Origin of the sequence: Pseudomonas sp. BNK-7 (assembly GCF_048072025.1) — a bacterium.
Classification (GTDB): Bacteria; Pseudomonadota; Gammaproteobacteria; order Pseudomonadales; family Pseudomonadaceae; genus Aquipseudomonas; species Aquipseudomonas danubii.
Map to the genome: position 1 here is coordinate 1,096,309 of NZ_CP182252.1, position 23,195 is coordinate 1,119,503.

27 protein-coding genes are annotated in these 23,195 nt (G+C 63.7%); 14 read left to right on the top strand and 13 right to left on the bottom strand.

From position 1 onward, the window contains the following. Positions 1-92 precede the first annotated feature (92 nt). Positions 93-1,010, bottom strand: coding sequence for a choline ABC transporter substrate-binding protein (gene choX, locus ACMGF8_RS05160; protein WP_102862449.1), 918 nt, complete (start codon positions 1,008-1,010; stop codon positions 93-95). Between the two features lie 15 nt (positions 1,011-1,025). Further along, complete coding sequence (gene betC / locus ACMGF8_RS05165; protein ID WP_416758895.1) at positions 1,026-2,540, bottom strand: choline-sulfatase; 1,515 nt, start codon at positions 2,538-2,540, stop codon at positions 1,026-1,028. Positions 2,541-2,654: 114 nt separating this feature from the next. Between betC and ACMGF8_RS05170 the strand changes: the two genes are divergently transcribed. Beyond that, entirely contained in the window at positions 2,655-3,605 is a 951-nt protein-coding gene (locus tag ACMGF8_RS05170) for a choline sulfate utilization transcriptional regulator (RefSeq protein WP_416758897.1), read from the top strand. On the opposite strand, the gene ACMGF8_RS05175 is transcribed toward ACMGF8_RS05170, so the two are convergent. Together ACMGF8_RS05175 and ubiA are read right to left on the bottom strand one after the other, a co-directional pair. Next, positions 3,571-4,032 carry a DoxX family protein gene (locus tag ACMGF8_RS05175; RefSeq protein ID WP_102862452.1) on the bottom strand — a complete coding sequence of 154 codons (462 nt, stop codon included), beginning with the start codon at positions 4,030-4,032 and terminating at the stop codon, positions 3,571-3,573. The genes ACMGF8_RS05170 and ACMGF8_RS05175 overlap by 35 nt on opposite strands. 53 nt (positions 4,033-4,085) lie before the next feature. Then, the gene (gene ubiA / locus ACMGF8_RS05180; protein ID WP_416758899.1) at positions 4,086-4,994 is read right to left on the bottom strand and encodes a 4-hydroxybenzoate octaprenyltransferase; all 909 of its coding nucleotides are present in this window, start codon (positions 4,992-4,994) and stop codon (positions 4,086-4,088) included. A gap of 232 nt (positions 4,995-5,226) precedes the next feature. On the opposite strand from ubiA, the gene ACMGF8_RS05185 reads away from it, so the two are divergent. Both ACMGF8_RS05185 and ACMGF8_RS05190 read left to right on the top strand, forming a co-directional pair. Beyond that, complete coding sequence (locus tag ACMGF8_RS05185) at positions 5,227-6,225, top strand: LysR family transcriptional regulator (protein ID WP_416758901.1); 999 nt, start codon at positions 5,227-5,229, stop codon at positions 6,223-6,225. A 105-nt stretch (positions 6,226-6,330) separates the two neighbouring features. Next, positions 6,331-6,657 (top strand): DOPA 4,5-dioxygenase family protein, encoded by a 327-nt coding sequence (locus ACMGF8_RS05190; RefSeq protein WP_416758903.1) that lies wholly within the window; start codon positions 6,331-6,333, stop codon positions 6,655-6,657. A gap of 88 nt (positions 6,658-6,745) precedes the next feature. Here the strand turns inward: ACMGF8_RS05190 and trpA are convergent, their stop codons facing one another. After that, positions 6,746-7,558, bottom strand: coding sequence for a tryptophan synthase subunit alpha (gene trpA / locus ACMGF8_RS05195; protein WP_102862456.1), 813 nt, complete (start codon positions 7,556-7,558; stop codon positions 6,746-6,748). Continuing rightward, positions 7,558-8,778 (bottom strand): tryptophan synthase subunit beta, encoded by a 1,221-nt coding sequence (trpB, locus tag ACMGF8_RS05200; protein WP_102862457.1) that lies wholly within the window; start codon positions 8,776-8,778, stop codon positions 7,558-7,560. The genes trpA and trpB overlap by 1 nt, the downstream gene beginning before the upstream one ends. Before the next feature lie 130 nt (positions 8,779-8,908). Between trpB and ACMGF8_RS05205 the strand changes: the two genes are divergently transcribed. Continuing rightward, positions 8,909-9,802 (top strand): LysR family transcriptional regulator, encoded by an 894-nt coding sequence (locus ACMGF8_RS05205; RefSeq protein ID WP_102862458.1) that lies wholly within the window; start codon positions 8,909-8,911, stop codon positions 9,800-9,802. On the opposite strand, the gene ACMGF8_RS05210 is transcribed toward ACMGF8_RS05205, so the two are convergent. Continuing rightward, positions 9,799-10,125, bottom strand: coding sequence for a DUF883 family protein (locus ACMGF8_RS05210; protein WP_102862459.1), 327 nt, complete (start codon positions 10,123-10,125; stop codon positions 9,799-9,801). The two genes, ACMGF8_RS05205 and ACMGF8_RS05210, sit on opposite strands and share 4 nt — an antisense overlap. Before the next feature lie 158 nt (positions 10,126-10,283). Between ACMGF8_RS05210 and ACMGF8_RS05215 the strand changes: the two genes are divergently transcribed. Together ACMGF8_RS05215 and ACMGF8_RS05220 are read left to right on the top strand one after the other, a co-directional pair. Continuing rightward, on the top strand, positions 10,284-10,499 hold the full coding sequence (locus ACMGF8_RS05215; protein WP_016965134.1) for a dodecin: 216 nt from the start codon (positions 10,284-10,286) through the stop codon (positions 10,497-10,499). Positions 10,500-10,633: 134 nt separating this feature from the next. Next, complete coding sequence (locus tag ACMGF8_RS05220; RefSeq protein WP_102862460.1) at positions 10,634-10,858, top strand: DUF1161 domain-containing protein; 225 nt, start codon at positions 10,634-10,636, stop codon at positions 10,856-10,858. Positions 10,859-10,924: 66 nt separating this feature from the next. On the opposite strand, the gene ACMGF8_RS05225 is transcribed toward ACMGF8_RS05220, so the two are convergent. After that, positions 10,925-11,926 (bottom strand): LLM class flavin-dependent oxidoreductase, encoded by a 1,002-nt coding sequence (locus ACMGF8_RS05225; protein WP_102862461.1) that lies wholly within the window; start codon positions 11,924-11,926, stop codon positions 10,925-10,927. Positions 11,927-12,166: 240 nt separating this feature from the next. On the opposite strand from ACMGF8_RS05225, the gene ACMGF8_RS05230 reads away from it, so the two are divergent. Together ACMGF8_RS05230 and ACMGF8_RS05235 are read left to right on the top strand one after the other, a co-directional pair. Further along, a complete protein-coding gene (locus ACMGF8_RS05230; protein WP_102862462.1) occupies positions 12,167-12,598 on the top strand; it encodes an OsmC family protein in 432 nt (143 codons plus the stop codon). Between the two features lie 151 nt (positions 12,599-12,749). Beyond that, entirely contained in the window at positions 12,750-12,983 is a 234-nt protein-coding gene (locus ACMGF8_RS05235; protein WP_102862463.1) for a DUF1161 domain-containing protein, read from the top strand. A 6-nt stretch (positions 12,984-12,989) separates the two neighbouring features. Here the strand turns inward: ACMGF8_RS05235 and ACMGF8_RS05240 are convergent, their stop codons facing one another. Next, complete coding sequence (locus tag ACMGF8_RS05240; protein WP_102862464.1) at positions 12,990-13,409, bottom strand: hypothetical protein; 420 nt, start codon at positions 13,407-13,409, stop codon at positions 12,990-12,992. 65 nt (positions 13,410-13,474) lie between these two features. Further along, on the bottom strand, positions 13,475-13,618 hold the full coding sequence (locus tag ACMGF8_RS05245) for a hypothetical protein (protein WP_207166833.1): 144 nt from the start codon (positions 13,616-13,618) through the stop codon (positions 13,475-13,477). A gap of 59 nt (positions 13,619-13,677) precedes the next feature. Between ACMGF8_RS05245 and ACMGF8_RS05250 the strand changes: the two genes are divergently transcribed. Then, positions 13,678-14,787 carry an aminopeptidase gene (locus tag ACMGF8_RS05250; protein ID WP_416758908.1) on the top strand — a complete coding sequence of 370 codons (1,110 nt, stop codon included), beginning with the start codon at positions 13,678-13,680 and terminating at the stop codon, positions 14,785-14,787. Positions 14,788-14,814: 27 nt separating this feature from the next. Here the strand turns inward: ACMGF8_RS05250 and ACMGF8_RS05255 are convergent, their stop codons facing one another. Then, entirely contained in the window at positions 14,815-15,465 is a 651-nt protein-coding gene (locus ACMGF8_RS05255; protein ID WP_102862466.1) for an HAD family hydrolase, read from the bottom strand. Positions 15,466-15,492: 27 nt separating this feature from the next. Then, entirely contained in the window at positions 15,493-16,038 is a 546-nt protein-coding gene (locus ACMGF8_RS05260; protein WP_207814914.1) for a gamma carbonic anhydrase family protein, read from the bottom strand. An 87-nt stretch (positions 16,039-16,125) separates the two neighbouring features. Here ACMGF8_RS05260 and prlC point away from each other — a divergent pair, with 87 nt between their 5' ends. From prlC to ACMGF8_RS05285, 5 genes are all read left to right on the top strand, one after another. Continuing rightward, positions 16,126-18,204: an oligopeptidase A gene (gene prlC / locus ACMGF8_RS05265; RefSeq protein ID WP_180988544.1), complete on the top strand. Its 2,079-nt coding sequence runs from the start codon at positions 16,126-16,128 to the stop codon at positions 18,202-18,204. After that, the gene (locus tag ACMGF8_RS05270; RefSeq protein WP_047290196.1) at positions 18,201-18,479 is read left to right on the top strand and encodes a YheV family putative zinc ribbon protein; all 279 of its coding nucleotides are present in this window, start codon (positions 18,201-18,203) and stop codon (positions 18,477-18,479) included. Before prlC ends, ACMGF8_RS05270 begins: the two co-directional genes overlap by 4 nt. Positions 18,480-18,908: 429 nt before the next feature. Continuing rightward, a complete protein-coding gene (locus ACMGF8_RS05275) occupies positions 18,909-19,661 on the top strand; it encodes a gluconate 2-dehydrogenase subunit 3 family protein (RefSeq protein WP_416758912.1) in 753 nt (250 codons plus the stop codon). Positions 19,662-19,663: 2 nt separating this feature from the next. Then, on the top strand, positions 19,664-21,448 hold the full coding sequence (locus tag ACMGF8_RS05280; RefSeq protein WP_102862469.1) for a GMC family oxidoreductase: 1,785 nt from the start codon (positions 19,664-19,666) through the stop codon (positions 21,446-21,448). Between the two features lie 12 nt (positions 21,449-21,460). Beyond that, positions 21,461-22,765 (top strand): c-type cytochrome, encoded by a 1,305-nt coding sequence (locus ACMGF8_RS05285; protein WP_102862470.1) that lies wholly within the window; start codon positions 21,461-21,463, stop codon positions 22,763-22,765. Positions 22,766-22,811: 46 nt separating this feature from the next. On the opposite strand, the gene ACMGF8_RS05290 is transcribed toward ACMGF8_RS05285, so the two are convergent. Beyond that, positions 22,812-23,168 (bottom strand): hypothetical protein, encoded by a 357-nt coding sequence (locus ACMGF8_RS05290; protein WP_102862471.1) that lies wholly within the window; start codon positions 23,166-23,168, stop codon positions 22,812-22,814. Positions 23,169-23,195: the final 27 nt, after the last annotated feature.

Below are 23,195 nucleotides of genomic sequence, written 5' to 3' on the forward strand. Positions count from 1 at the left end.
GGTAAAGCATTGTCCGGTCTTGGGCATGTGCCGAGGCCGGCCCCTGATCCCCCAGGAGCCGGCTTGCCGGCAAATGGCCGGCGCACCTCGGGCTACAACTTGGCCTTCACCGCCGCCAGGGCCTCTTTGTCATCAATGGTCCGGACCCCTTCCAGCCATTGCTCCAGCACCGCCGGGTTGGCCTTGATCCAGGCCTTGGCGGCGTCGGCGTTGCTGACCTTCTTGTTCACCACCTCGGCCATGATGGCGTTCTCCATGTCCTGGGTGAACCGCAGATTGGTCAGGAGCTTGCCGACGTTCGGGCAGGCCTGTGCATAACCTTTGCGCGTCAGGGTGTAGACGCTGCCGCTGGCGCCAAAGTACTTCTCGCCCCCGGTCAGGTAATGCATGTTCAGCTGCACGTTCATCGGGTGCGGGGTCCAGCCGAGGAAGGTCACGAAGCGCTGTTTTTTCGTGGCCCGGGACACTTCGGCGAGCATCGCCTGCTCGCTGGACTCGATCAGCTTCCACTGGCCGAGGCTGAACTCGTTGTTCTTGATGATTTCCTGCAGCGACAGGTTGGCCGGGGCACCGGAGCCGATGCCGTAGATCTTCTGGTCAAACTTGTCGGCGAACTTGCTCAGGTCGGCAAAGTCGTGCACCCCGGCGTCCCACACGTAGTCTGGAACTGCCAGGGTGAACTCGGTGCCTTCCAGGTTCTTCGCCAGCTGGATCACCTCGCCATTGGCCACGAACTTGTCGTAGAAGCCCTGTTGCGCCGGCATCCAGTTGCCCAGGAACACATCCACCTGGCCGTCCTTGAGGCCGCCGTAGGTGATCGGCACCGCCAGGGTGTCGATCTTGGCCTTGTAGCCCATGCCGTCCAGTAGAAAGCTGGCGATGGCGTTGGTGGCGGCGATGTCGCTCCAGCCCGGGTCGGCCATCTTCACGGTTGCGCACGAGTCGGCCCAGGCGGTTGTGCTGCCCAGAGCCAGGAACCCGACGGCCAGCGCTGTGGATAACTTTTGCATGCTCTTCCCCTTGGATTATTGGTGTTGGCAGGGTTGTGGGTAACGCGCCTTGCGCTCCAGATCGTCGAGGTCGATGTGGTTGCGCATGTATTGCGCACTGGCGTCTACCAGTGGCTGGTGATCCCAGCTCTTGCGTGTGCCCCGGCCCAGGGCGTCGGCCACCAGGCGGCGACGGCGCTGGCTGGCCAGGACCTGTTGGTGAAGGGTGGGGATGTCCCACTTGGCCCGGGCTTCGGCGAGGAAGGCGTCGAACAGCGCTCGATGCTCGGCCGACTGGCTGAGGTCGCGGTGTTCCTGAGGGTCGTTGGCTACATCGAAGAGTAGGCAGGGGTCGTCTTCGCTGTAGATGAATTTGTAGGCGCCCCGACGAATCATCATCAGCGGGCTGATGGTGCCTTCGGCCATGTATTCGCCGAAGACCTCATCGTGGCCGCCCTGCCCCAGCAGATGGGGGACCAGGGAGCGGCCGTCCAGGGGCAGGTCCGCTTCCACCCGGCCGTCGGCCAGTTCCACCAGGGTCGGCAGCAGGTCGGCGGTGGAGACTGCCGCGCTGACTCGCCCGGCGGCGAACTGCCCCGGCGCGCAGATCAACAGCGGCACCCGGGCAGCCATTTCGAACCAGTGCATTTTGTACCAGAGGCCGCGCTCGCCGAGCATGTCGCCGTGGTCGCCGGAAAACACGATCAGGGTGTCGTCCGCCAACCCGGTGTCTTCCAGGGTCTGCAGCAGCTTGCCGACGTTGCTGTCGATGTAGCTGCAGGCGCCGAAGTAGGCCCGTCGTGCATCGCGGATCTTATCCACAGGCAGCGGCTTGTCCCACAGGTCGTAGACCTTGAGCAGGCGCTGGGAATGCGGGTCCAGTTCGCTCTGCGGCGGGGTCTGGGGCAGTGGGATTTCGTCGTCGCGGTACAGGTCCCAGAAGGCCTTGGGAATGGTGTAGGGATCGTGGGGGTGGGTCATGGACACCGTCAGGCAGAACGGCTGGTCGGCGGCTTCGCGGACATGGTCGAACAGGTACTGCTGGGCCTTGAACACCACCTCTTCATCGAAATCCAGCTGGTTGGTGCGCACGCAGGGCCCAGCCTGCAGCACCGAGGACATGTTGTGGTACCAGCTGGGACGCACTTCGGGTTCATCCCAGTTCACCGCCCAGCCGTAGTCGGCGGGGTAGATATCGGTGGTCAGGCGCTCTTCATAGCCGTGCAACTGATCCGGGCCGCAGAAGTGCATCTTGCCCGACAGCGCGGTGCGGTAGCCCAGGCGCCGCAGGTAGTGGGCGTAGGTGGGTACGTCGGCGGGAAAGTCCGCAGCGTTGTCGTAGGCGCCGATTCTGCTCGGTAACTGCCCGCTGACCAGGGTAAAGCGCGACGGCGCGCACAGTGGGCTGTTGCAGTAGGCGGCATCGAATACCACGCCCTGGGCGGCCAGGCGGCTCAGGTGCGGCAGCTTGATCGGCGATGAACCGTAGAACGGCAGCAAGGGCGCGGCCATCTGGTCGGCCATGATGAAAAGAATGTTCTTGCGCTTCATGGATTCGCGGCATTCCATAGTCGATGGTTATGCGAAAGTGCTGCGATCGAGCATGGATTCCATGTCTTTGGCGGTAAAGCCCATGCACGGCAATGACTAGGATAAGCACAGCTTATGTATGAAGCCCTTGGCGACCTGTCCCTGGACCTGCTCCGGGTGTTTGAAGCAGCGGCCCGTTTGCGCAGCTTCACCGCTGCGGCGGTGGAACTGGGGACCACCCAGCCGGCCATCAGCCAGCAGATCAAACGGTTGGAGGAGCGGTTGAACGTGCGCCTGTTCGACCGGATCTACCGCGGTATCGAACTGACCGAATCCGGCGCCTTGTTACTGGAACAGGTGCAGGCCGGCCTGCAGAGCATCGACGCCGGCCTCACGGCTCTGGCCCAGCAGCATCAGCATGAGGTGTTGCAGGTGGCCACGGACTTCGCCTTCGCCGCCTATTGGCTGATGCCGCGCCTGCATCGCTTTCATGAGGCCAATCCCCAGGTGGACGTCAGCCTGGTGACCAGTGAACGCAGCCACAGCATGCTGCGCAGCGATATCGACGTGGCAGTGCTGTTCGGCGACGGGCGTTTCAAGCATGGCGAAAGTCGCTGGCTGTTCAGCGAGGAAGTATTTCCGGTGTGCAGCCCGCTGCTGCTCAAGGAGCGTCTGGCTCCCCTGCCCGCCCATGCCCTGCTGGAGATGCCGCTGCTGCACCTGCGGGGTGAAAACGCCAGCCACTGGTTCGACTGGAGCGGGGTGTTCCGCGAACTGGGCCTGGCTGGCGCCCCGCCCCCGGGGCAATTGCGTTTCGACAACTACACCTTGCTGATCCAGGCGGCCATCGGCGGCCAGGGCGTGGCCATCGGCTGGCGTCATCTGGTGGACGATTTGCTGGCGCAGGGGCTGTTGTGCCGGCCGATCGCCCAGAGTGCGCTGTCCGCCTACGGCTACTACGTGGTGCTGCCGCCACGCAAGCGCCGTGGTCCGTTGATCCAGCGCTTCGTCGACTGGCTGATGGCCGAGCAAGCCGGCAGCGCTCAATCTCTCAAGGGGCTGTCGTTGCCGTCCATTGCCCTGTAGGCGGCGCCTTGAACAGGCTCAACAGGGACAGTGCGCCGTTGCCCAGGCACACCAGCGACACCGACACCACCGCCAGGAAGGCCAGGTATTCCCAGCCGCCGCCCGGGCTGGTGTAGATCCAGCCGTGGGCGCCGTGGACGAAGACAATCGCCCCCAGCAGCATCGGCAGCAGCCCCAGGGCGATCCAGCGCACGCCGACCCCGAGTATCAGCAACAAGCCCCCCACCAGCTCGGCGCACACCGCCGGGTAGGTCAGCCACTCGGGCATGCCGGTGGCGCCGAACAGCTTGAGGGTGCCCGGCCAACCCAGGACCAGGACTTTGAACAGCGCATGGGCGATGTACATGGCGCCCAGGGCCAGGCGCAGGAACAGAGCGGCCCATTGTTCCGGTGCCGAGAGTGGTGATGCGATTGAGCGGGCAGGCATATGACAAGTCCTTGTGTGGTTGGGAATGTTGCCGATTGCTGAGTGTTCAGCGGTTAAACGATGGCCACCGAGGCGCCGGCCAGTAGCAGCACGCCGACGTGGAAGTTGCTGCGAAACAGGTCGTTGCAGGGCTCCGGGTGGTCCGGACTGAACAGGCTGAGCTGGTAGGCCAGGGACAGGGTGATCGGCAGCAGCAGGATGAAAAAGCCCGGGTTGGCACCGGCCAGCAGGCCCGCGCCGCACCAGCACAGCAGGGTCATGGCGTAGAACCCGGCGATCCAGGTCTTGCCCCGTTCGGCGAACAGCGTCGCGGTGGAGCGCAGGCCCATGTTCAGGTCGTCCTCACGGTCGCTGTAGGCATAGAGCGTGTCGTAGCCCAACTGCCAGAACAGGCAGCCCAGCCACAGCGCCAGCGCACTGGGTTGCAGGCTGCCGGTGGTTTCCACGCTGGCCATGAGCACGCCCCAGTTGAACACCGCGCCGAGAAACGCCTGGGGCCAGTGGGTGAAGCGTTTGAACAGCGGGTAGACCAGGGTCAGCGGCACGCAGCCCAGGGCCAGCAGCACCGTCAGTGGTTGCAGCATTGGCAGTAATGCGGCCGCCAGCAGCAAGAGTACGACCAGGCAAGCCAGGGCCTGATTCAGGCTCAGTGAGCCCTTGGCCAGGGGCCGCTGGCGGGTGCGGTTGACCTGGGCGTCGAAGCGTCGGTCGAGGATGTCGTTGATGCAGCAGCCGGCACTGCGCATCAGCAGGGCGCCGAGGGCGAACACCAGCACGGTGCCGACCTGCGGAATACGTCCGGCGCAGAGGATCAACGCGGCCAGCGCCGGCAGCAGGGTCAGCCAGGTGCCGATGGGCCGGTCCAGGCGCATCAGGCGGGCGTAGGCCTGCCAGGAGCGGGGCAGCCGGTTGGCGACCCAATCGTGGGCGCGAATGTCATTGAGGTCGGGGCTTGCGGGCATCTTCGTTCCCTGAACTTGAGCACGGTCTTGATCGCAACTGAGGACGAGGTTTAAAGGGGTCGAAAAACACTCAGGTCAGTTGCGTTCACTGAACTTCGGGCAAGCCGTGGCCGTGATCGCACGGTTTGATTTTCAGTGCCATCTGCTCGCTTGTCGGATGCGCTAAAGTTGCCCGCGCCCGCCCCTTGGGGCAAGGGAACAATCCGCAATAGCCTCCTGCAGGATATGCAATATGCTCCGTGATGAAGTGCCCCGCGTCCCGCGTATCGACCTCAACCTGCTACGGGTTTTCGATGCCGTCTATGAGGACCGCAGCATCCTGCTGGCCAGCAAGCGCCTGCATCTGAGCCAGTCGGCGGTCAGCCATGCCTTGACCCGGTTGCGTGAGTCCCTGCAGGACGAGTTGTTTATTCGCACCGCCAAGGGCATGCAGCCGTCGGCCCGTGCCGAAGCCATTGCCGGCCCGCTGCGCGAAGCACTGCTGACCATTCAGCGCACCGTGGGCGTGGAGGCGTTCGACCCCGCCAGCGCAACGCGGACCTTCACCCTTGCCGCCAATGACTATCTGAGTTCGGTGCTGCTGGCACCGCTATTGCGGCGCCTGGCCCAGGAAGCTCCGGGGGTGGACCTGGTGGTGCGCCCGGCGACCCGCCTGGATCTGGCCGAGCAGATCGACGTCGGGCGCATCGACCTGGCCGTGGGGGTGTTTGCCGAGCTGCCGCAGCGAGTGCACAGCGCCCGTCTCTGGCAGCAGCAGGATGTGTTGCTGATGTGTCCCGAGCATCCCTTGCTCGACCTGCCCGAGTTGACCCTTGAGGTCCTGGCGGACCAGCCATTGATCACACTGTCGGTAGGCGGGCAGGAGGAAGGCGCGGTCAACGGCTACATTCTTGAGCGCGGTATTGCCCGGCAGTCGGAGATGTTCGATCGCCAGCGCCTGGAGCAGGCGCTGGCGGCGATTGGCCGCAGTCCCCAGTACAAGGTCACCCTGCCCCATGCCCTGGTGCTGCCGCAGTTGCTGGAACAGTCGCGGCTGGTGGCGATTGTGCCGGGGCCGCTGGCCCGGGCTTTCGAACAGCGCTTTGGCCTGTGTCAGCGGGCGCTGCCACTGGCGGTTGAAGCGTCGTCGCTGTTGGCGATCTGGCATGGACGCAACACGGCAGACCCGGCCCATCTCTGGTTGCGCCAGCAGTTGCTGGCGGTGGCAGGCGCGCTGGCGCAACCGCTTTGAGCTGCTCGGCTTTCGGTGTTTTCATGGGGCCGGTGTTTTTTCCACAGAGGGTGCTCAGCCTCTGTGACGAGCCTTGAGGCTTGGTCTTTTATCGCGAGGGTTTGCATGCAACGGATCAAGGGCTATCACGCCCACGTCTACTTCGACGCCAGTACCATCGACCAGGCGCGGGCCTTGTGCGAGCAGGCCGCGCAGCTGTTTGACCTGAAAATGGGTCGGGTCCACGAGCGGCCGGTGGGGCCCCATCCGGACTGGAGTTGCCAGTTGGCGTTCGCCCCTGAGGTGTTTGCCCAGGTAGTGCCGTGGCTGGCTCTCAATCGCCGGGGGCTGGTGGTGTTCCTGCACCCGGATACCGGGGACGATTTGCTCGATCACACCGATCATGCGATCTGGATGGGGGCCATGCGGCCGCTGGATCTGACGTGGTTCTAAGGAGCCGGTGGTTGCTCGTGCACACCATGCAAAAGGGGGGCGCAACCTTTGGTTGCGCCCCCCTGATCTTGCGGTCTGGTCTTTACCTTCAGCTGACCCGAGCCTTGCGTACGCCTTCGGAAAGGGCTGCGCACAGGCTCAGGACGCCATCCACCGCTTGCTCGGAAGACTCGGCGTTGGCGATGTGGTCGATCAGTGCCGAGCCCACGACCACGCCGTCTGCCAGACGGGCGATGGCGGCGGCCTGCTCCGGGGTGCGGATGCCGAAACCGATGCTGATGGGCAGGTCAGTGTGGCGCCGCAGGCGGGTCACGGCCTCTTCCACATGCTCCAGGGTGGCGGCGCCGGCACCGGTCACCCCGGCTACCGAAACGTAGTAGACAAAGCCGGAACTGCCGTCGAGAACCTTGGGCAGGCGCGCGTCGTCGGTGGTTGGGGTGGTGAGGCGGATGAAGTCGATGCCGGCGGCCTGGGCCGGGTCGCACAGCTCGCTGTTATGTTCCGGCGGCATGTCCACCACGATCAGGCCATCCACACCAGATGCCTTGGCGTCGGCAATGAAGCGCGCCACGCCGTAATGGTGGATCGGGTTGTAGTAGCCCATCAGCACCAGCGGCGTTTCGTGGTTGCCTTCGCGGAACTCGCGGACCATCTGCAGGGTTTTCGCCAGGTTTTGCTTGGCCCCCAGGGCGCGGATGTTGGCCAGCTGGATCGCCGGGCCGTCGGCCATCGGATCGGTGAAGGGCATGCCCAGTTCGATCACGTCGGCACCCGCTGCGGGCAGGCCCTTGAGGATCGCCAGGGAAGTGTCGTAGTTCGGGTCGCCGGCGGTGACGAAGGTCACCAGGGCGGCGCGGTTCTGTTCCTTGAGCTTGGCAAAGCGGGTGTGCAGGCGGCTCATCAGTGTTTCTCCTGCTGGGACTGTTGCATGTGGTGCATGACGGTTTGCATGTCTTTGTCGCCGCGGCCCGAGAGGTTGACCACCATCAGGTGATCCTTGGGCAGGGTCGGTGCGCGCTTGAAGACTTCGGCCAGGGCGTGGGCGCTTTCCAGGGCCGGGATGATGCCTTCCAGGCGACAGCACTGGTGGAACGCGGCCAGGGCTTCGTCGTCGGTCACCGAGGTGTATTCGACGCGGCCGATGTCGTGCAACCAGGCGTGTTCCGGGCCGATGCCGGGGTAGTCGAGGCCGGCGGAAATCGAGTGGGCGTCGATGATCTGGCCGTCGTCGTCCTGCAGCAGGAAGGTGCGGTTGCCGTGCAGCACGCCTGGTACGCCGCCGTTCAGGCTGGCGGCGTGCTTGCCGGTCTCGATGCCGTAGCCGGCGGCTTCAACGCCAATGATCTGCACGCTTTTGTCGTCGAGGAACGGGTGGAACAGGCCCATGGCGTTGGAGCCGCCGCCGATGCACGCCACCAGGCTGTCCGGCAGGCGGCCTTCCTGGGCTTGCATCTGCTCGCGGGTTTCCTTGCCGATCACGGCCTGGAAGTCGCGGACCATGGCCGGGTACGGGTGCGGGCCGGCCACGGTGCCGATCAGGTAGAAGGTGCTGTCGACGTTGGTTACCCAGTCACGCAGGGCTTCGTTCATCGCGTCTTTCAGGGTGCCGGTGCCGGCGACGACCGGGATCACTTCGGCGCCCAGCAGCTTCATGCGGAACACGTTGGCCTGTTGGCGCTCGATGTCGGTGGTGCCCATGTAGATGACGCAATCCAGGCCAAAACGCGCGGCCACGGTGGCGGTGGCCACGCCGTGCATGCCGGCGCCGGTCTCGGCGATGATGCGTTTCTTGCCCATGCGCCGGGCCAGGAGGATCTGGCCGATGCAGTTGTTGATCTTGTGCGCGCCGGTGTGGTTCAGCTCTTCGCGTTTGAGGTAGATCTTCGCGCCGCCGCAGTGTTCGGTCAGGCGTTCGGCGAAGTACAGCGGGCTGGGACGGCCGACGTAGTCGCGCTGGAAGTAGGCCAGCTCCTTGAGAAACTCGGGATCTTCCTTGGCCTTTTCGTATTCACGGGCCAGGTCGAGGATCAGCGGCATCAGGGTTTCTGCCACATAACGGCCGCCGAACGCGCCAAACAGGCCGTTGTCGTCAGGACCATTACGCAATTGGGACTGGGTCATTGGAGCGCTCCCGGGGAAGTGTGTGGAATGACAGATTCGTGGAAGGACAATGGAGCCCACTCTACCCCTGACACTGGAGCCTGAAAACCGATAAGATCGCCGCAACCTGTCAGGAAAACTCACCTATCCCATGAGCCGCGACCTGCCCCCCCTGAACGCCCTGCGGGCCTTCGAAGCCACTGCCCGGCTCAACAGCGTCAGCCAGGCTGCCGAACAACTGCACGTGACCCACGGCGCAGTCAGCCGGCAGTTGAAGGTGCTGGAAGAACACCTGGGCCTGAGTCTTTTCGTCAAGGATGGCCGTGGCATTAAACTCACAGATGCCGGGGTTCGCCTGCGCGATGCCAGCAGCGAGGCCTTCGAGCGCCTGCGGGACGTCTGTGGCGAACTGACCCGGGGCAGTGCCGCTGCGCCCTTCGTGCTCGGCTGCTCCGGCAGCCTGCTGGCGCGTTGGCTGATTCCGCGCCTGGGGCGCCTGAATGCCGACTTGCCGGACCTGCGCCTGCACCTTTCCGCCGGTGAAGGCGATCTGGACCCCCGGCGCCCGGGGCTGGATGCCTTGCTGGTGTTTGCCGAGCCCCCCTGGCCGGCGGACATGCAGGTCTATGAGCTGGCCAGCGAGCGAATCGGGCCGGTGCTCAGCCCGCGCTATGCCGGTTACTCGCATTTGCGCGAAGCGCCAGCGGCGGCCCTGGCGGCAGAATCGCTGCTGCACACCACCTCGCGTCCCCAGGCCTGGCCCAGTTGGGCACGGCACAACGGCATCAGCGCCGAGGCGCTGAAGTACGGGCAGGGTTTCGAGCATTTGTATTACTTACTGGAAGCGGCCGTGGCCGGGCTGGGCGTGGCAATCGCTCCTGAGCCGCTGGTGGCCGAGGACTTGCTGGCGGGCAGGCTGGTTGCCCCGTGGGGGTTTTCCGACACCCCGGGGCAACTGGCGCTGTGGTTACCCAAGCGCGCCGCCGATGGGCGCGCCCGGCAATTGGCGCAGTGGTTGAAAAACGAACTGCGCCAGGCGCTTTAGTTACCGCGCTTGCACAGCAGGTAGGCGGCCAGCAGACCAATGGCGCCTACCGCCACACCCGCGGTGGTCCAGGGGTGTTCCTGGGCGTAGTCGCGAGTGGCGATCCCGGTTTCGCGGGTTTTGACTTTGACTTCTTCGTAGGCATCGCTGATCAGGCTGCGGGAATGCTTGAGCGCATTCTCGGCGTTGCTCTTGAGGGCCTTGAGGGTCTTGCGCGATTCGTCAGTCGCATCGTCCTTGAGGCTTTCCAGGGATTTGAGCAGGCTTTCGATCTCGGCTTCCATACTTTCCAGTGAGGCTTTGCGTAACGAGGTGTTGGCCATGTCGGCTCTCCTGCGGGGTGATGAATAGGCTGTGTAGGTTCCGACTGCGGCCTGTTGGGAAAGTGCAGAAAATCTGAACTTACCCCTTGGCACTGGCGCCCCAAGTAATAAGAAAAATCACTGCTAGGCTGTATTTCACAGCAAAAAAGGAGAGCGCCATGACCGATCATCACACCTACAAGAAAGTCGAACTGGTGGGTTCGTCGCCGAACAGCATCGAAGAGGCAATCAACAACGCGCTGGCCGAGGCGCACAAGAGCATCAAGCACCTGGAGTGGTTCGAAGTGACCGAAACCCGGGGTCATATCAAGGACGGTAAAGCGGCGCATTTCCAGGTCACCCTCAAGGTAGGCTTCCGGATTGCCAATAGTTGAAAGCTTGGGCTAGGCTCTGGAACTTGTGCGCTGGCCGAGTGCCATAGGAAGTGGCAAAGCGCTACAACTGTCTTGAGCCTCTGTCAGGCTGGCTGCAACGCCGCCTCTTTTGATCCGACCAGGGAATGTGACCGATGAAAAAACTAGTATTAGCTGCTGCTTTGTTGAGTCTTGCGGGAACTGCCCTTGCCGCCGGCAAGCCGTGCGAAGAGCTGAAAAGCGAGATCGCCGCGAAGATCGATGCCAAAGGCGCCACCCACTATTCGCTGGAAGTGGTCGACAAAGGCGCGGCGGCTGACGGCAAAGTGGTTGGCTCCTGCGAAGCCGGCACCAAGGAGATTGTCTACAAGCGCGGTTGAGCCTTTGTAGAAGCCCATTGAAAAGCCGACGCATCAGCGTCGGCTTTTTTGTGCCCGAAAGCAGCCTTAGCCCTTCATCACCTGGGCCAGCAACTCATAGGAGTGCAGGCGATCGGCGTGTTCGTACAGGTCGCAGGTAAAGATCAGTTCGTCGGCGCCGGTCTGCTCGATCAGCACCTCCAGCTTGGCGCGGATCTTCGCCGGGCTGCCGATCATCGCCAACCCCAGGAAACTCGACACCGCCTCCTTCTCATGGGGCAGCCACAGGCCGTCCATGCTGTTGACCGGCTTGCGCTGGACCAGGCTCTGGCCGCGCATCAGGGCGAGAATCCGCTGGTACACCGAGGTGGCCAGGTAATCCGCGTGTTCATCGGTATCCGCTGCTACCAGAGGCACGCCCAGCATCACGTATGGTTTGTCGAGCACCGCAGAAGGCTTGAAGTGATTGCGATAGACGCGAATCGCCTCATGCATGTAGCGCGGTGCGAAATGCGAGGCGAAGGCGTAAGGCAAACCCCGCTCCCCGGCCAATTGCGCACTGAACAGGCTGGAGCCCAGCAGCCACACCGGTACGTTGGTGCCGGTGCCCGGTACTGCGATCACCCGTTGCTCCGGAGTACGCGGGCCGAGGTAGGCCATCAGTTCCGCCACGTCCTCGGGGAAATCGTCGGCGCTGCCGGAGCGTTCCCGGCGCAGGGCGCGGGCGGTCATCTGGTCGGAACCCGGGGCGCGGCCCAGGCCCAGGTCAATGCGTCCCGGGTACAGGCTTTCCAGGGTGCCGAACTGTTCGGCGATCACCAGCGGTGCGTGGTTGGGCAGCATGACCCCGCCGGAGCCGACGCGAATGCTCGATGTCCCACCGGCCAGATAACCCAGCAACACCGAAGTGGCGGAACTGGCGATGCCATCCATGTTGTGGTGTTCGGCGACCCAGAAGCGGGTGTAGCCGAACTTTTCCACGTGCTGGGCCAGGTCCAGGGAATTGCGCAGGGATTGCGCCGGGCTGCCGTCTTCACGCACGGGCACCAGATCGAGGGTCGAGAATTTAACAGCGGACAGCGGTTTCATAGGCCTGCTTCTCCATAGGGGTGCAGGCCTTTGTCATGAGCCAAAACCTGCCGAAATATGTAAGTCAGACTCATGCAATGTGGGCATATACCCGAGTTTCAATAGTCAGAGTGAATTTGTCGGGTAAATAGACGTCGCGCACACCGGCTGAACTTTGCCGCCGGATCTATCCTCAGAACCCTTAGGCAACAGAAACAAGTGCGGTGCGACCCTTCGCACCCGGTTCTTGAGGAGAAAGAGATGAGTATCAAAAAGAAGGCTTCGGCTCATTGGGAAGGTGATCTGAAAACCGGCATCGGCTCGATCTCGACCGAAACCGGGGTGTTGCGTGAGGCGCCCTATGGCTTCAAGGCACGTTTTGAAGGTGGCAAGGGCACCAATCCGGAAGAGTTGATCGGTGCGGCCCATGCGGGCTGCTTTTCCATGGCGTTTTCGATGATTCTCGGTGATGCCGGGCTCAAGGCGGACAGCATCGATACCCAGGCGGAAGTGACCCTGGATCAGGTGGACGGCGGCTTCGCCATCACGGCGGTGCACCTGATCCTCAAGGCGAAGATCCCCGGCGCCAGCCAGCAGCAGTTCACGGAACTGAGCAACAAGGCCAAGGAAGGGTGTCCGGTGTCCAAGGTGCTCAATGCCAAGATCAGCCTGGAAGCGACGCTGCTGGGTTGAGCGTTGCGTCGGCAAGCCAGCTCCTGCTTCGGTTGCTAGGAGCCGGCATGCCGGTGAATGCGTCTGTGCGGCGGACAAGAACCTGTGGTCGAATACGCGACTGCGGCTTCAGCGCACGCTCGTGCGCGCCGTAGCAAGGGAGCTTGAGATCATGAAACGTTTTGCCTTGGCGGTTGTTTGCTGTGCGCTGGCCACATCGGCCTTCGCCGCCCCCAAGCCCTGCGAGGAACTCAAGGCTGAGATCGAAGCCAAGATCCAGGCCCAGGGCGTTGCCTCCTACACGCTGGAAATCGTCACCAACGACGAGGTCCACGACAACAACATGGTGGTCGGCAGCTGTGAGAACGGCACGAAGAAGATCATCTATCAGAAGAACGATCGCTGAGCCGGCTCACGGCACGCAGTTGATCAGGCGCTCCTCGGCGACGATCTCGCGCTTGGCGTTGTACAGCCGGGCGCTGGGAGTGAAGGCCAGGTTGCGCGCCTCCAGGCGATAGCGCTGGCCGGCCTCAAAATGGTCGTAGCGCAGGCTCAGGTAGCACAGTCGCTCCTGGGGATCGGTGGTCATCCCCATGCCGCCGCCGAACACCTCGAAGTCGAAACGCACCATCAGCTCGTGGCTGCCGGGGCTGACCTGGAAGAAACGCCCGTCCCGCAGGCGCTGGTTGTCCAGGCGTTCGGCCATGACCAGCTTGCCCCCCGGCGTCGGCGTGGCCAGGTCGATCCAGGCCTGTTGCGGATCGACACTGGGCAGGGGTGTGCTGCAGGCACTGAGGGTGGCAAGGGCAAGGATCAACAGAAGTGGGCGCATGACGGAGGCCGAATAAGCGAAAGGCCCTCAGCATAGCGCCGATCAATTGCGCTGGCAGCCCGCCGCTAGCAGGGTGTGTTGCTCATCAGCCAGCAGGTGGCGGTCCCGGGGGGCTCGAGGTCGATCCAGGCTTGCGCCGGGGCCGGTTCGGGCAGTCCGGCGCCGCCGACGAAAGACAAGAGTGCGGCCGTCGGCAGTAACACGCACATGGCGAAACTCCAGGCTGGCGAGATAGTCTTGCGGGCAGACTCTCTGTGGATGATTCCAATTGAATAGGCCGCATTCAAGCCATGGGTTACTTGATCCTCTTTTGCGCTTTTTGTTTGCGGCCCTGACGCTTTTGCTGCTCAACGGTTGCAGCAGCGTTGCGTACTACAGCCAGTTGGCCAGCGGCCAGATGCACCTGTTGCGGGCTCGCACGCCGGTGGCCCAGGTGGTCGCCGACCCCACCCGCGACCCGACCCTGCGGGCCCATCTGGCCCAGTCGCAACGGGCCCGTACCTTTGCCAGCCAGCATCTGCACCTGCCGGATAACAACAGCTACCGGCTGTACGTCGACATCGGCCGGCCCTATGTGGTGTGGAACGTGTTCGCGACCCCGGAGTTTTCCCTGAGCCCGCAGACCCATTGCTTCCCCATTGCCGGTTGCGTGGCCTACCGCGGCTACTACAGCCAGGGCGCCGCCCGGGGCGAGGCGGCACTGCAGCGGCAAAAAGGCATGGACGTGGCGATCGGCGGGGTGGAGGCCTATTCGACCCTGGGCTGGTTCGATGACCCGATCATCAGTTCGATGATGCATTGGGGCGATGAGCGTCTGGCGACCCTGATCTTCCACGAGCTGGCGCACCAGCGCTTCTATGTGAAGGACGACACCGAGTTCAATGAGTCCTTCGCCACTTTCGTCGAGCAGGAAGGCACCCGCCAGTGGCGGGCCTATCGTGGGTTGCCGCCTCAGGACAACGCTGATGTCCGTCAACGGGATCAGTTCATCCAGCTGTTGCTGGATGCTCGCAAACGCCTGGAGCAGTTGTATGCCCAACCCTTGTCCGCCGAGCAGATGCGCCAGCGCAAGGCCCAGGAGTTCGAAGTGCTGCGCCGGGATTATCGGCAGCTGCGGGACCGCGAGTGGGCCGGTTCCAAGCGCTATGACGCCTGGATCAACGCACCGTTGAACAACGCCCGGCTGCTGCCCTTCGGTCTGTACGACCAATGGGTGCCGGCGTTTGCCGCGCTGTTCAAGGAGGTCAATGGCGACTGGCCGGCGTTCTTCCTTGCAGTGGAGAAACTGGGGCGCCTGCCGGCTGAGCAGCGCAAGGCTGATTTGCTCAGGCTGCAGAGCGCCCTATCCACCAAGCCGGCTCCCACCCCTGACCGGTAGGCGCCGGCTTGCCGGCGAACAGCGGTTCTAACGCCGCAAAAACGCCTGATGCAACTCGGCCAGCGTCTCGAAGTGATAGGCCGGAGCTTCGGCACTCAGCTCCTCACGGCTGCCGAATCCATACCCCACCGCCGCCGCGTCCAGGCCATTGCGCTTGGCGCCGATCAGGTCGTGCTTGCGATCGCCGATCATCAGGGTGCTGGCCGGGTCCAGCTGTTCCTGCTCCAGCAAATGGGCGATCAGCTCCACTTTGTCGGTGCGGGTACCGTCCAGTTCGCTGCCGTAGATCACCTTGAAGTGCCGGGCGAAGTCGAAGTGGCGGGCGATTTCCCGGGCGAACACCCAGGGCTTGGAGGTGGCGATGTACAGCTGGCGCCCTTGCCCACCGAGTGTTTCCAGCAGCGGCGCGACCCCGTCGAAGACCCGGTTCTCATACAGGCCGGTGACCTTGAAGCGTTCGCGATAGAAGTTCACCGCCTCCCAGGCCCGGGCTTCGTCGAAACCGTAGAACTGCATGAAAGCCTGTAACAGCGGCGGGCCGATGAAGTGCTCCAGCCGGGTCAGGTCCGGCTCGTCGATCCCCAGCTTGCCCAGGGCGAACTGGATCGAGCGGGTAATGCCTTCGCGGGGATCGGTCAGGGTGCCGTCGAGGTCGAACAGGACGGTTTGGTAATGCATGGCAGTTCCTCGGCAGTCAGTAGCAGATCAGGGACGGTCGTAGCCTTCGGCCAGGTGCAGGTCCTTGAGCTTCACGTAGTTGGCGGCGCTGTAGGTGAAGAAGGCGCGCTCCTTGTCGGTCAGCGGGCGCGCCTGCTTCACCGGGCTGCCGACGTAGAGAAAGCCGCTTTCCAGGCGCTTGCCCGGTGGCACCAGGCTGCCGGCGCCGACGATCACCTCGTCTTCCACCACCGCGCCGTCCATGACGATGCTGCCCATGCCGATCAGTACCCGGTTGCCGATGCTGCAGCCGTGGAGCATGACTTTGTGGGCGATGGTCACGTCGTCGCCGATCAGCAGCGGGAAGCCGTCGGGGTTGAAGGGGCCGGCGTGGGTGATGTGCAGCACGCTGGCGTCCTGCACGCTGGTGCGCGCGCCGATGCGGATGCGGTGCATGTCGCCGCGGATTACCGTCAGGGGCCAGACCGAGCTGTCGGCGCCGATCTCGACGTCGCCGATGACCACGGCCGAGTGGTCGACAAAGGCCCGTTCGCCCAGGCTCGGGGTGTGGTTCTGATAGCTGCGAATGGCCAAGTGCGAATGCCTCTCTGAGATTTATTAATGGGGGCTATAGCTGCGGTGGCCGCTCATTGTAATTAAGATGGTGCTACGTTTCCCTGCATGTTTCTTCCAGCCAAGGTGCCCACCGTGAGTGTGAACAACCCTCTTCTGCAGCCCTACGACCTGCCGCCGTTCTCGGCGATCCGCGCCGAGCATGTGCAACCGGCCATCGAACAGATCCTGGCTGACAACCGCGCCGCCATCGCTGAAATCCTCAAGACCCAAGCCACCCAGCCCACCTGGGCCGGTCTGGTGTTGGCCATGGACGAGCTCAATGACCGCCTGAGCGCGGCCTGGAGCCCGGTCAGCCACCTCAACGCGGTGTGCAACAGCGCCGAACTGCGTGAAGCCTACGAGGCCTGCCTGCCGGCCTTGAGCGCCTACTCCACGGAAATGGGCCAGAACCGCGAGCTGTTCCAGGCCTTCGACGCCCTGGCCAAGAGCCCCGAAGCCGCCGGTTTCGACGTGGCGCAGAAAACCATCCTTGAACACTCCCTGCGGGACTTCCGCCTGTCGGGTATCGACTTGCCGCCCGAGCAGCAACAGCGCTACGCAGAGGTACAAAGCCGGCTCTCGGAGCTGGCCAGCCGTTTCTCCAACCAGTTGCTGGACGCCACCCAGGCCTGGACCAAGCACATCACCGACGAAGCGGCCCTGGCCGGCCTGACCGACTCGGCCAAGGCGCAAATGGCCGCCGCGGCCCAGGCCAAAGGCCTGGACGGCTGGCTGATCACCCTGGAATTCCCCAGCTACTACGCGGTGATGACCTACGCCCAGGACCGTGCCCTGCGTGAAGAGGTCTATGCCGCCTACTGCACCCGGGCGTCGGACCAAGGCCCTAATGCCGGTCAGAACGACAACGGCCCGGTGATGGAAGAGATCCTCGACCTGCGTCAGGAACTGGCCAAGCTCCTGGGCTTTGCCAGCTTTTCCGAGCTGAGCCTGGCCACCAAGATGGCCGAGTCCAGCGATCAGGTGCTGAGCTTCCTGCGGGACCTGGCCAAGCGCAGCAAACCCTTTGCCGCTCAGGACCTGGAACAGCTCAAGGCCTATGCCGCCGAACAGGGCTGCCCCGACCTGCAAAGCTGGGACAGCGGTTTCTATGGAGAGAAGCTGCGCGAGCAGCGTTACAGCGTGTCCCAGGAAGCCCTGCGCGCCTACTTCCCCATCGACAAGGTACTTGGCGGCCTGTTCGCCATTGTCCAGCGCCTGTACGGCATCGAGATTGCCGAGCAGCAGGGCTTCGACAGCTGGCACCCGGACGTGCGCCTGTTCGAAATCAAGGAAAACGGTCAGCACGTCGGCCGTTTCTTCTTCGACCTCTACGCCCGCTCCAACAAGCGTGGCGGTGCCTGGATGGACGGTGCCCGCGACCGTCGCCGCACCGTTGACGGTGTGTTGCAGAGCCCGGTGGCCAACCTGGTGTGCAACTTCACCCCGGCCGACAGCGGCAAGCCTGCACTCCTGACCCACGACGAAGTCACCACCCTGTTCCACGAGTTCGGCCATGGCCTGCACCACCTGCTGACCCGGGTCGAGCATGCCGGGGTCTCCGGTATCAACGGCGTGGCCTGGGACGCGGTGGAGCTGCCGAGCCAGTTCATGGAGAACTGGTGCTGGGAGCCGGAAGGCCTGGCGCTGATCTCCGGTCACTATGAAACCGGCGAGCCGCTGCCCCAGGACCTGCTGCAGAAGATGCTGGCGGCGAAGAACTTCCAGTCCGGGCTGATGATGGTGCGCCAGCTGGAATTCTCGCTGTTCGACTTCGAACTGCATGCCACCCACGGCGATGGCCGCAGCGTGCTGCAAGTGCTGGAAACCGTGCGTGACGAGGTCTCGGTGATGCGTCCGCCGGCCTACAACCGTTTCCCCAACAGCTTCGCCCACATCTTTGCCGGCGGTTATGCCGCGGGCTACTACAGCTACAAGTGGGCGGAAGTGCTGTCGGCCGATGCCTTCTCCAAATTCGAGGAAGACGGCGTGCTCAACCCGGCCACCGGGCGGGCGTTCCGCGAGGCGATCCTGGCCCGTGGCGGCTCCCAGGAGCCGATGGTGCTGTTTGTCGATTTCCGCGGACGGGCGCCGTCGATTGACGCACTCTTGCGCCACAGCGGCCTCAGCGAGGACGCGGCAGCATGAGTGACGCACCCGTGAAGACCAAGAAACGCTTTATCGCCGGTGCGGTGTGCCCGGCGTGCAGTGAGCAGGACAAGCTGATGATGTGGAGTGAGGACGACGTACCCCATCGCGAGTGCGTGGCCTGTGGCTACTCCGACACCCTCAACGAGCAGGGCCTGTCGGTGCCCAAGGAACTCGGGACCCGGGTCAACAGCGCGACGCCCAAGGTGGCCGACACCAAGGTGCAATCGGTGCAGTTCTTCCCCAACCCCAAGTTGAAGAAAAAAACCGACTGACCACGCCAGACAAAGCCGGCTCCCTGTTAGGAGCCGGCTTGCCGGCGAAACGATTCGCCATCCTTCCTTCGCCCCGTGGGCTTTGGCGAGCCAGCTCGCTCCTACGCGGCCTCCTGACCCCCACCGTTTCGAACCAGCTTTTCACCGAGCAGGTGGCGAACACACGGGTGCTGCAGCCGCCATTGGCCAGCAAAGCCCCGTGAGCCAACTGTCAGAGAAACGTGAAGCTGATACGTAATTTTCCGCCGCTTCTGATCTTTTTTTCGCCTGAAACGGTTCATCCAAATGCTTAGCCTGCTACCATTTGTAACCAAATTTTGCTGATGTGCTCATAAAAACCGGGTCTTGCCCGGCCTTCTGCGTTGCCAAAACACAAAGTCGCGCCATGACGCGGCTGACATTTCCATCAATGCCTGATGAGGTGCACCCATGTCTGATCAAGATCGAGACAACCCGCGGCGTGAGTTTTTGCGTAAATCCTTGACCTTGATCCCTGTGGTCACTGTCGCCAGTACCGGCCTGGGCAGTTCCATGCTGGCGGCCGCGCCCGAGACGGCCGCCCCTGCCAGGCCGGCGGCGCCGAGCAAGCTGCCCAGGGGCAGCCAGAACTATGAGCCCAGTTACTTCAGCGCCGAAGAGTGGGCCTTCATCAAGGCGGCGGTAGAGCGCCTGATCCCGGCGGACGAAATGGGGCCAGGTGCCCTGGAAGCCGGGGTGCCGGAGTACATCGACCGCCAAATGAACACCCCCTACGCCGCCGGCGCCCTGTGGTACATGCAAGGCCCGTTCAAGGCCGACGCCGCACCGGAGATGGGTTGGCAGAGCAAGCTGGTGCCCAAGGAGATCTATCGCCTGGGCATTGCCGCTGTGGATGCATGGTGCAAAGACCTCAAGGGTCAAGTTTTTGCTGCGCAAGACAGCGCTACCCGAGACGCTTTGCTCAAGCAGCTGGAGGCCGGAACCCCGCAGTTCGAGGCGGTCCCGGCCAAGCTTTTCTTCAATCTGCTGCTGCAAAACACCAAGGAAGGCTTCTTCAGCGATCCGATCCACGGTGGCAACCAAGGCCTGGTGGGCTGGACCCTGATCGGCTTTCCCGGCGCGCGCGCCGATTTCATGGATTGGGTGGAGCGCAACGAGCAATACCCCTTCCCGGCAGTATCGATTCGCGGCCAGAGGGCTTGAGCATGGCAACAGTGATGAAGAAGGTCGACGCAGTGATCGTCGGTTTCGGCTGGACCGGCGCGATCATGGCCAAGGAGCTGACCGAAGCCGGGCTCAACGTGCTGGCGCTGGAGCGCGGGCCAATGCAGGACACCTACCCTGACGGCAGTTATCCCCAGGTGATCGACGAGCTCACCTACAGCGTGCGCAAGAAACTCTTCCAGGACATTTCCAAAGAAACGGTGACCATTCGCCACAGCGTCAACGACGTGGCCTTGCCCAACCGGCAACTGGGCGCCTTCCTGCCGGGCAACGGCGTGGGCGGCGCCGGCCTGCACTGGTCTGGCGTGCACTTTCGCGTCGACCCCATCGAACTGCGCATGCGCAGTCATTACGAAGAGCGCTACGGCAAGCATTTCATCCCCAAGGACATGACCATCCAGGACTTCGGCGTCAGCTACGAAGAGCTGGAGCCGTTCTTCGACTTCGCGGAAAAGGTCTTCGGCACCTCGGGCCAGGCCTGGACCGTGAAGGGCCAGTTGGTGGGCGACGGCAAGGGCGGCAACCCTTATGCACCGGATCGCTCGGACCACTTCCCCCTGGAGTCGCAGAAAAACACCTATTCCGCACAGCTGTTCCAGAAAGCCGCCCATGAAGTGGGCTACAAGCCCTACAACCTGCCGTCGGCCAATACCTCAGGGCCTTACACCAACCCTTATGGCGCGCAAATGGGCCCGTGCAATTTCTGCGGCTTCTGCAGCGGCTACGTCTGCTACATGTATTCCAAGGCCTCGCCCAACGTGAACATCCTGCCGGCCCTCAAGCCGCTGCCGAATTTCGAGTTGCGCCCCAATTCCCACGTGCTCAAGGTCAACCTCGACAGCAGCAAGACCCGCGCCACCGGCGTCACCTATGTCGACGGCCAGGGCCGGGAGATCGAGCAGCCGGCGGACCTGGTGATCCTCGGCGCCTTCCAGTTGCACAACGTGCGCCTGATGCTGCTGTCGGGCATCGGCAAACCCTACGACCCGATCAGCGGCGAAGGCGTGGTGGGCAGGAACTTCGCCTACCAGAACATGGCCACCATCAAGGCCTACTTCGACAAGGACGTGCACACCAACAACTTCATCGGCGCCGGCGGCAACGGTGTGGCGGTGGACGACTTCAACGCTGACAACTTCGACCACGGCCCGCACGGTTTCGTCGGCGGCTCGCCGATGTGGGTCAACCAGGCCGGCAGCCGGCCGATTGCCGGCACCTCGAACCCACCGGGCACCCCGACTTGGGGCAGCGCCTGGAAGAAGGCCACTGCCGATTACTACACCCACCAGGTATCCATGGACGCCCACGGTGCGCATCAGTCCTACCGTGGCAACTACCTGGATCTGGACCCGGTGTACCGCGATGCCTACGGCTTGCCGCTGCTGCGGATGACCTTCGACTGGCAGGAAAACGACATCAAGATGAACCGCTTCATGGTCGAGAAGATGGGCAAGATCGCCGAGGCGATGAACCCCAAGGCCATTGCCCGGCTGGGCAAGCAGGTAGGGGAGCACTTCAACACCGCGTCCTACCAGACCACGCACCTGAACGGTGGCGCGATCATGGGCACCGACCCCAAGACCAGTGCCCTGAACCGCTACTTGCAGAGCTGGGACGTGCACAACGTCTTCGTTCCCGGGGCTTCGGCCTTCCCTCAAGGCCTGGGCTACAACCCCACCGGCTTGGTGGCGGCGTTGACCTACTGGTCGGCCCGGGCGATCCGCGAGCAGTACCTGAAAAACCCCGGCCCGCTGGTGCAGGCATAAGGAGCGATGACCATGAAAGCACTCGTTATCGCCACCCTGGCGCTGCTGGGCAGCGCCTCGGTCAGCGCCGCCGAAGCGGATCAGCAGGCCCTGGTGCAGCAGGGCGAGTACCTGGCCCGTGCCGGTGACTGCGTGGCCTGCCACACCGCCAAGGACGGCCAGCCGTTCGCCGGCGGGCTAGCGATGGAAACCCCCATCGGGGTGATCTATTCCACCAACATCACCCCGGACAAGACCGGCATCGGCGACTACAGCTTCGAGGACTTCGACCAGGCCGTGCGCCATGGCGTGGCCAAGGGCGGCAGTACCCTGTACCCGGCCATGCCCTTCCCGTCCTATGCCCGGGTCAGCGACGCCGACATGCAGGCGCTCTACGCCTACTTCATGAAGGGCGTGGCACCGGTGGCCAGGGACAACCAGGACAGCGACATTCCCTGGCCCCTGAGCATGCGCTGGCCGCTGTCGATCTGGCGCTGGATGTTCGCCCCGAGCGTGGAGACCCCGGCGCTCGCGACCGGCAGCGATCCGGTGATCAGCCGCGGTGCCTATCTGGTGGAGGGCCTGGGCCACTGTGGTGCCTGCCACACGCCCCGGGCCCTGACCATGCAGGAGAAGGCCCTGAGCGCCAGCGACGGCAGTGCTTTCCTGTCCGGCAGTGCGCCGCTGGAGGGCTGGATCGCCAAGAGCCTGCGCGGTGACCACAAGGATGGCCTGGGCAGTTGGAGCGAAGAGCAGTTGGTGCAGTTCCTCAAGACCGGCCGCAGCGATCGCAGCGCGGTGTTTGGCGGCATGAGCGATGTGGTGGTGCACAGCATGCAGTACATGAGCGAGGCCGACCTGACGGCGATTGCCCGCTACCTCAAGTCGCTGCCGGCCAATGATCCCAAGGATCAGCCGCACTCGTATGACCAGCAGGTGGCTGAGGCTTTGTGGAAAGGTGACGACAGCCAGCCCGGTGCGGCGGTGTACATCGACAACTGCGCAGCCTGCCATCGCACCGACGGCCAGGGCTACACCCGGGTGTTCCCGGCGCTGGCGGGCAATCCGGTGCTGCAATCGGCGGATGCCACCTCGCTGATTCACATCGTGCTCAAGGGCGGCACCTTGCCGGCCACCCACAGCGCGCCGTCGACCTTCACCATGCCGCCTTTCGCCTGGCGCCTGTCGGACCAGGAGGTGGCCGATGTGGTCAACTTCATCCGCGGCAGCTGGGGCAACCAGGCGTCGGCGGTGAAGGCCGGGGACGTGGCGGCGTTGCGCAATGGCGACCTGCAGAGCACGTCCAACGATGATTTGGGGCCGTTCACTGGTCGCTAGCGTCGAGGCCGGCGCCCGCTGCGGGCGTCGGTCCGGCGGTGGCTGTTCAGTCCTGGGTAAAGCGCTGGATGCCCAAGCGGCTTTCCAGTTGATAGCCGGCGATGCAGTCCGCCAGTCCGGCGTTCATCAGGTCTTCCCAGCTTGCGGGGAGCAGGCCGATGCCATTGTGGTGGGCGCTCCAGCGCACCGCGGCGAACTTCGGGTCCGCTTCATCGAAAGGTTGCTGGTTGTTCACCGCGGCCTTTTCGATGTCCTGGGTGCACAGCTCGAATTCGCAGGCCACGCCCCAGAGCTGGCCATCGGGCGCCCTGACGATGATCAGGTCGGCGCCTTGTTCGTAGCTGGGGAGGTAGGCATCCGCTGCGTAGAAGATCTTTTCCAGCCTGCCAGGTGTCCTGGGCATGTTTGCGCTCCTGTTCTTTGAGCCTGC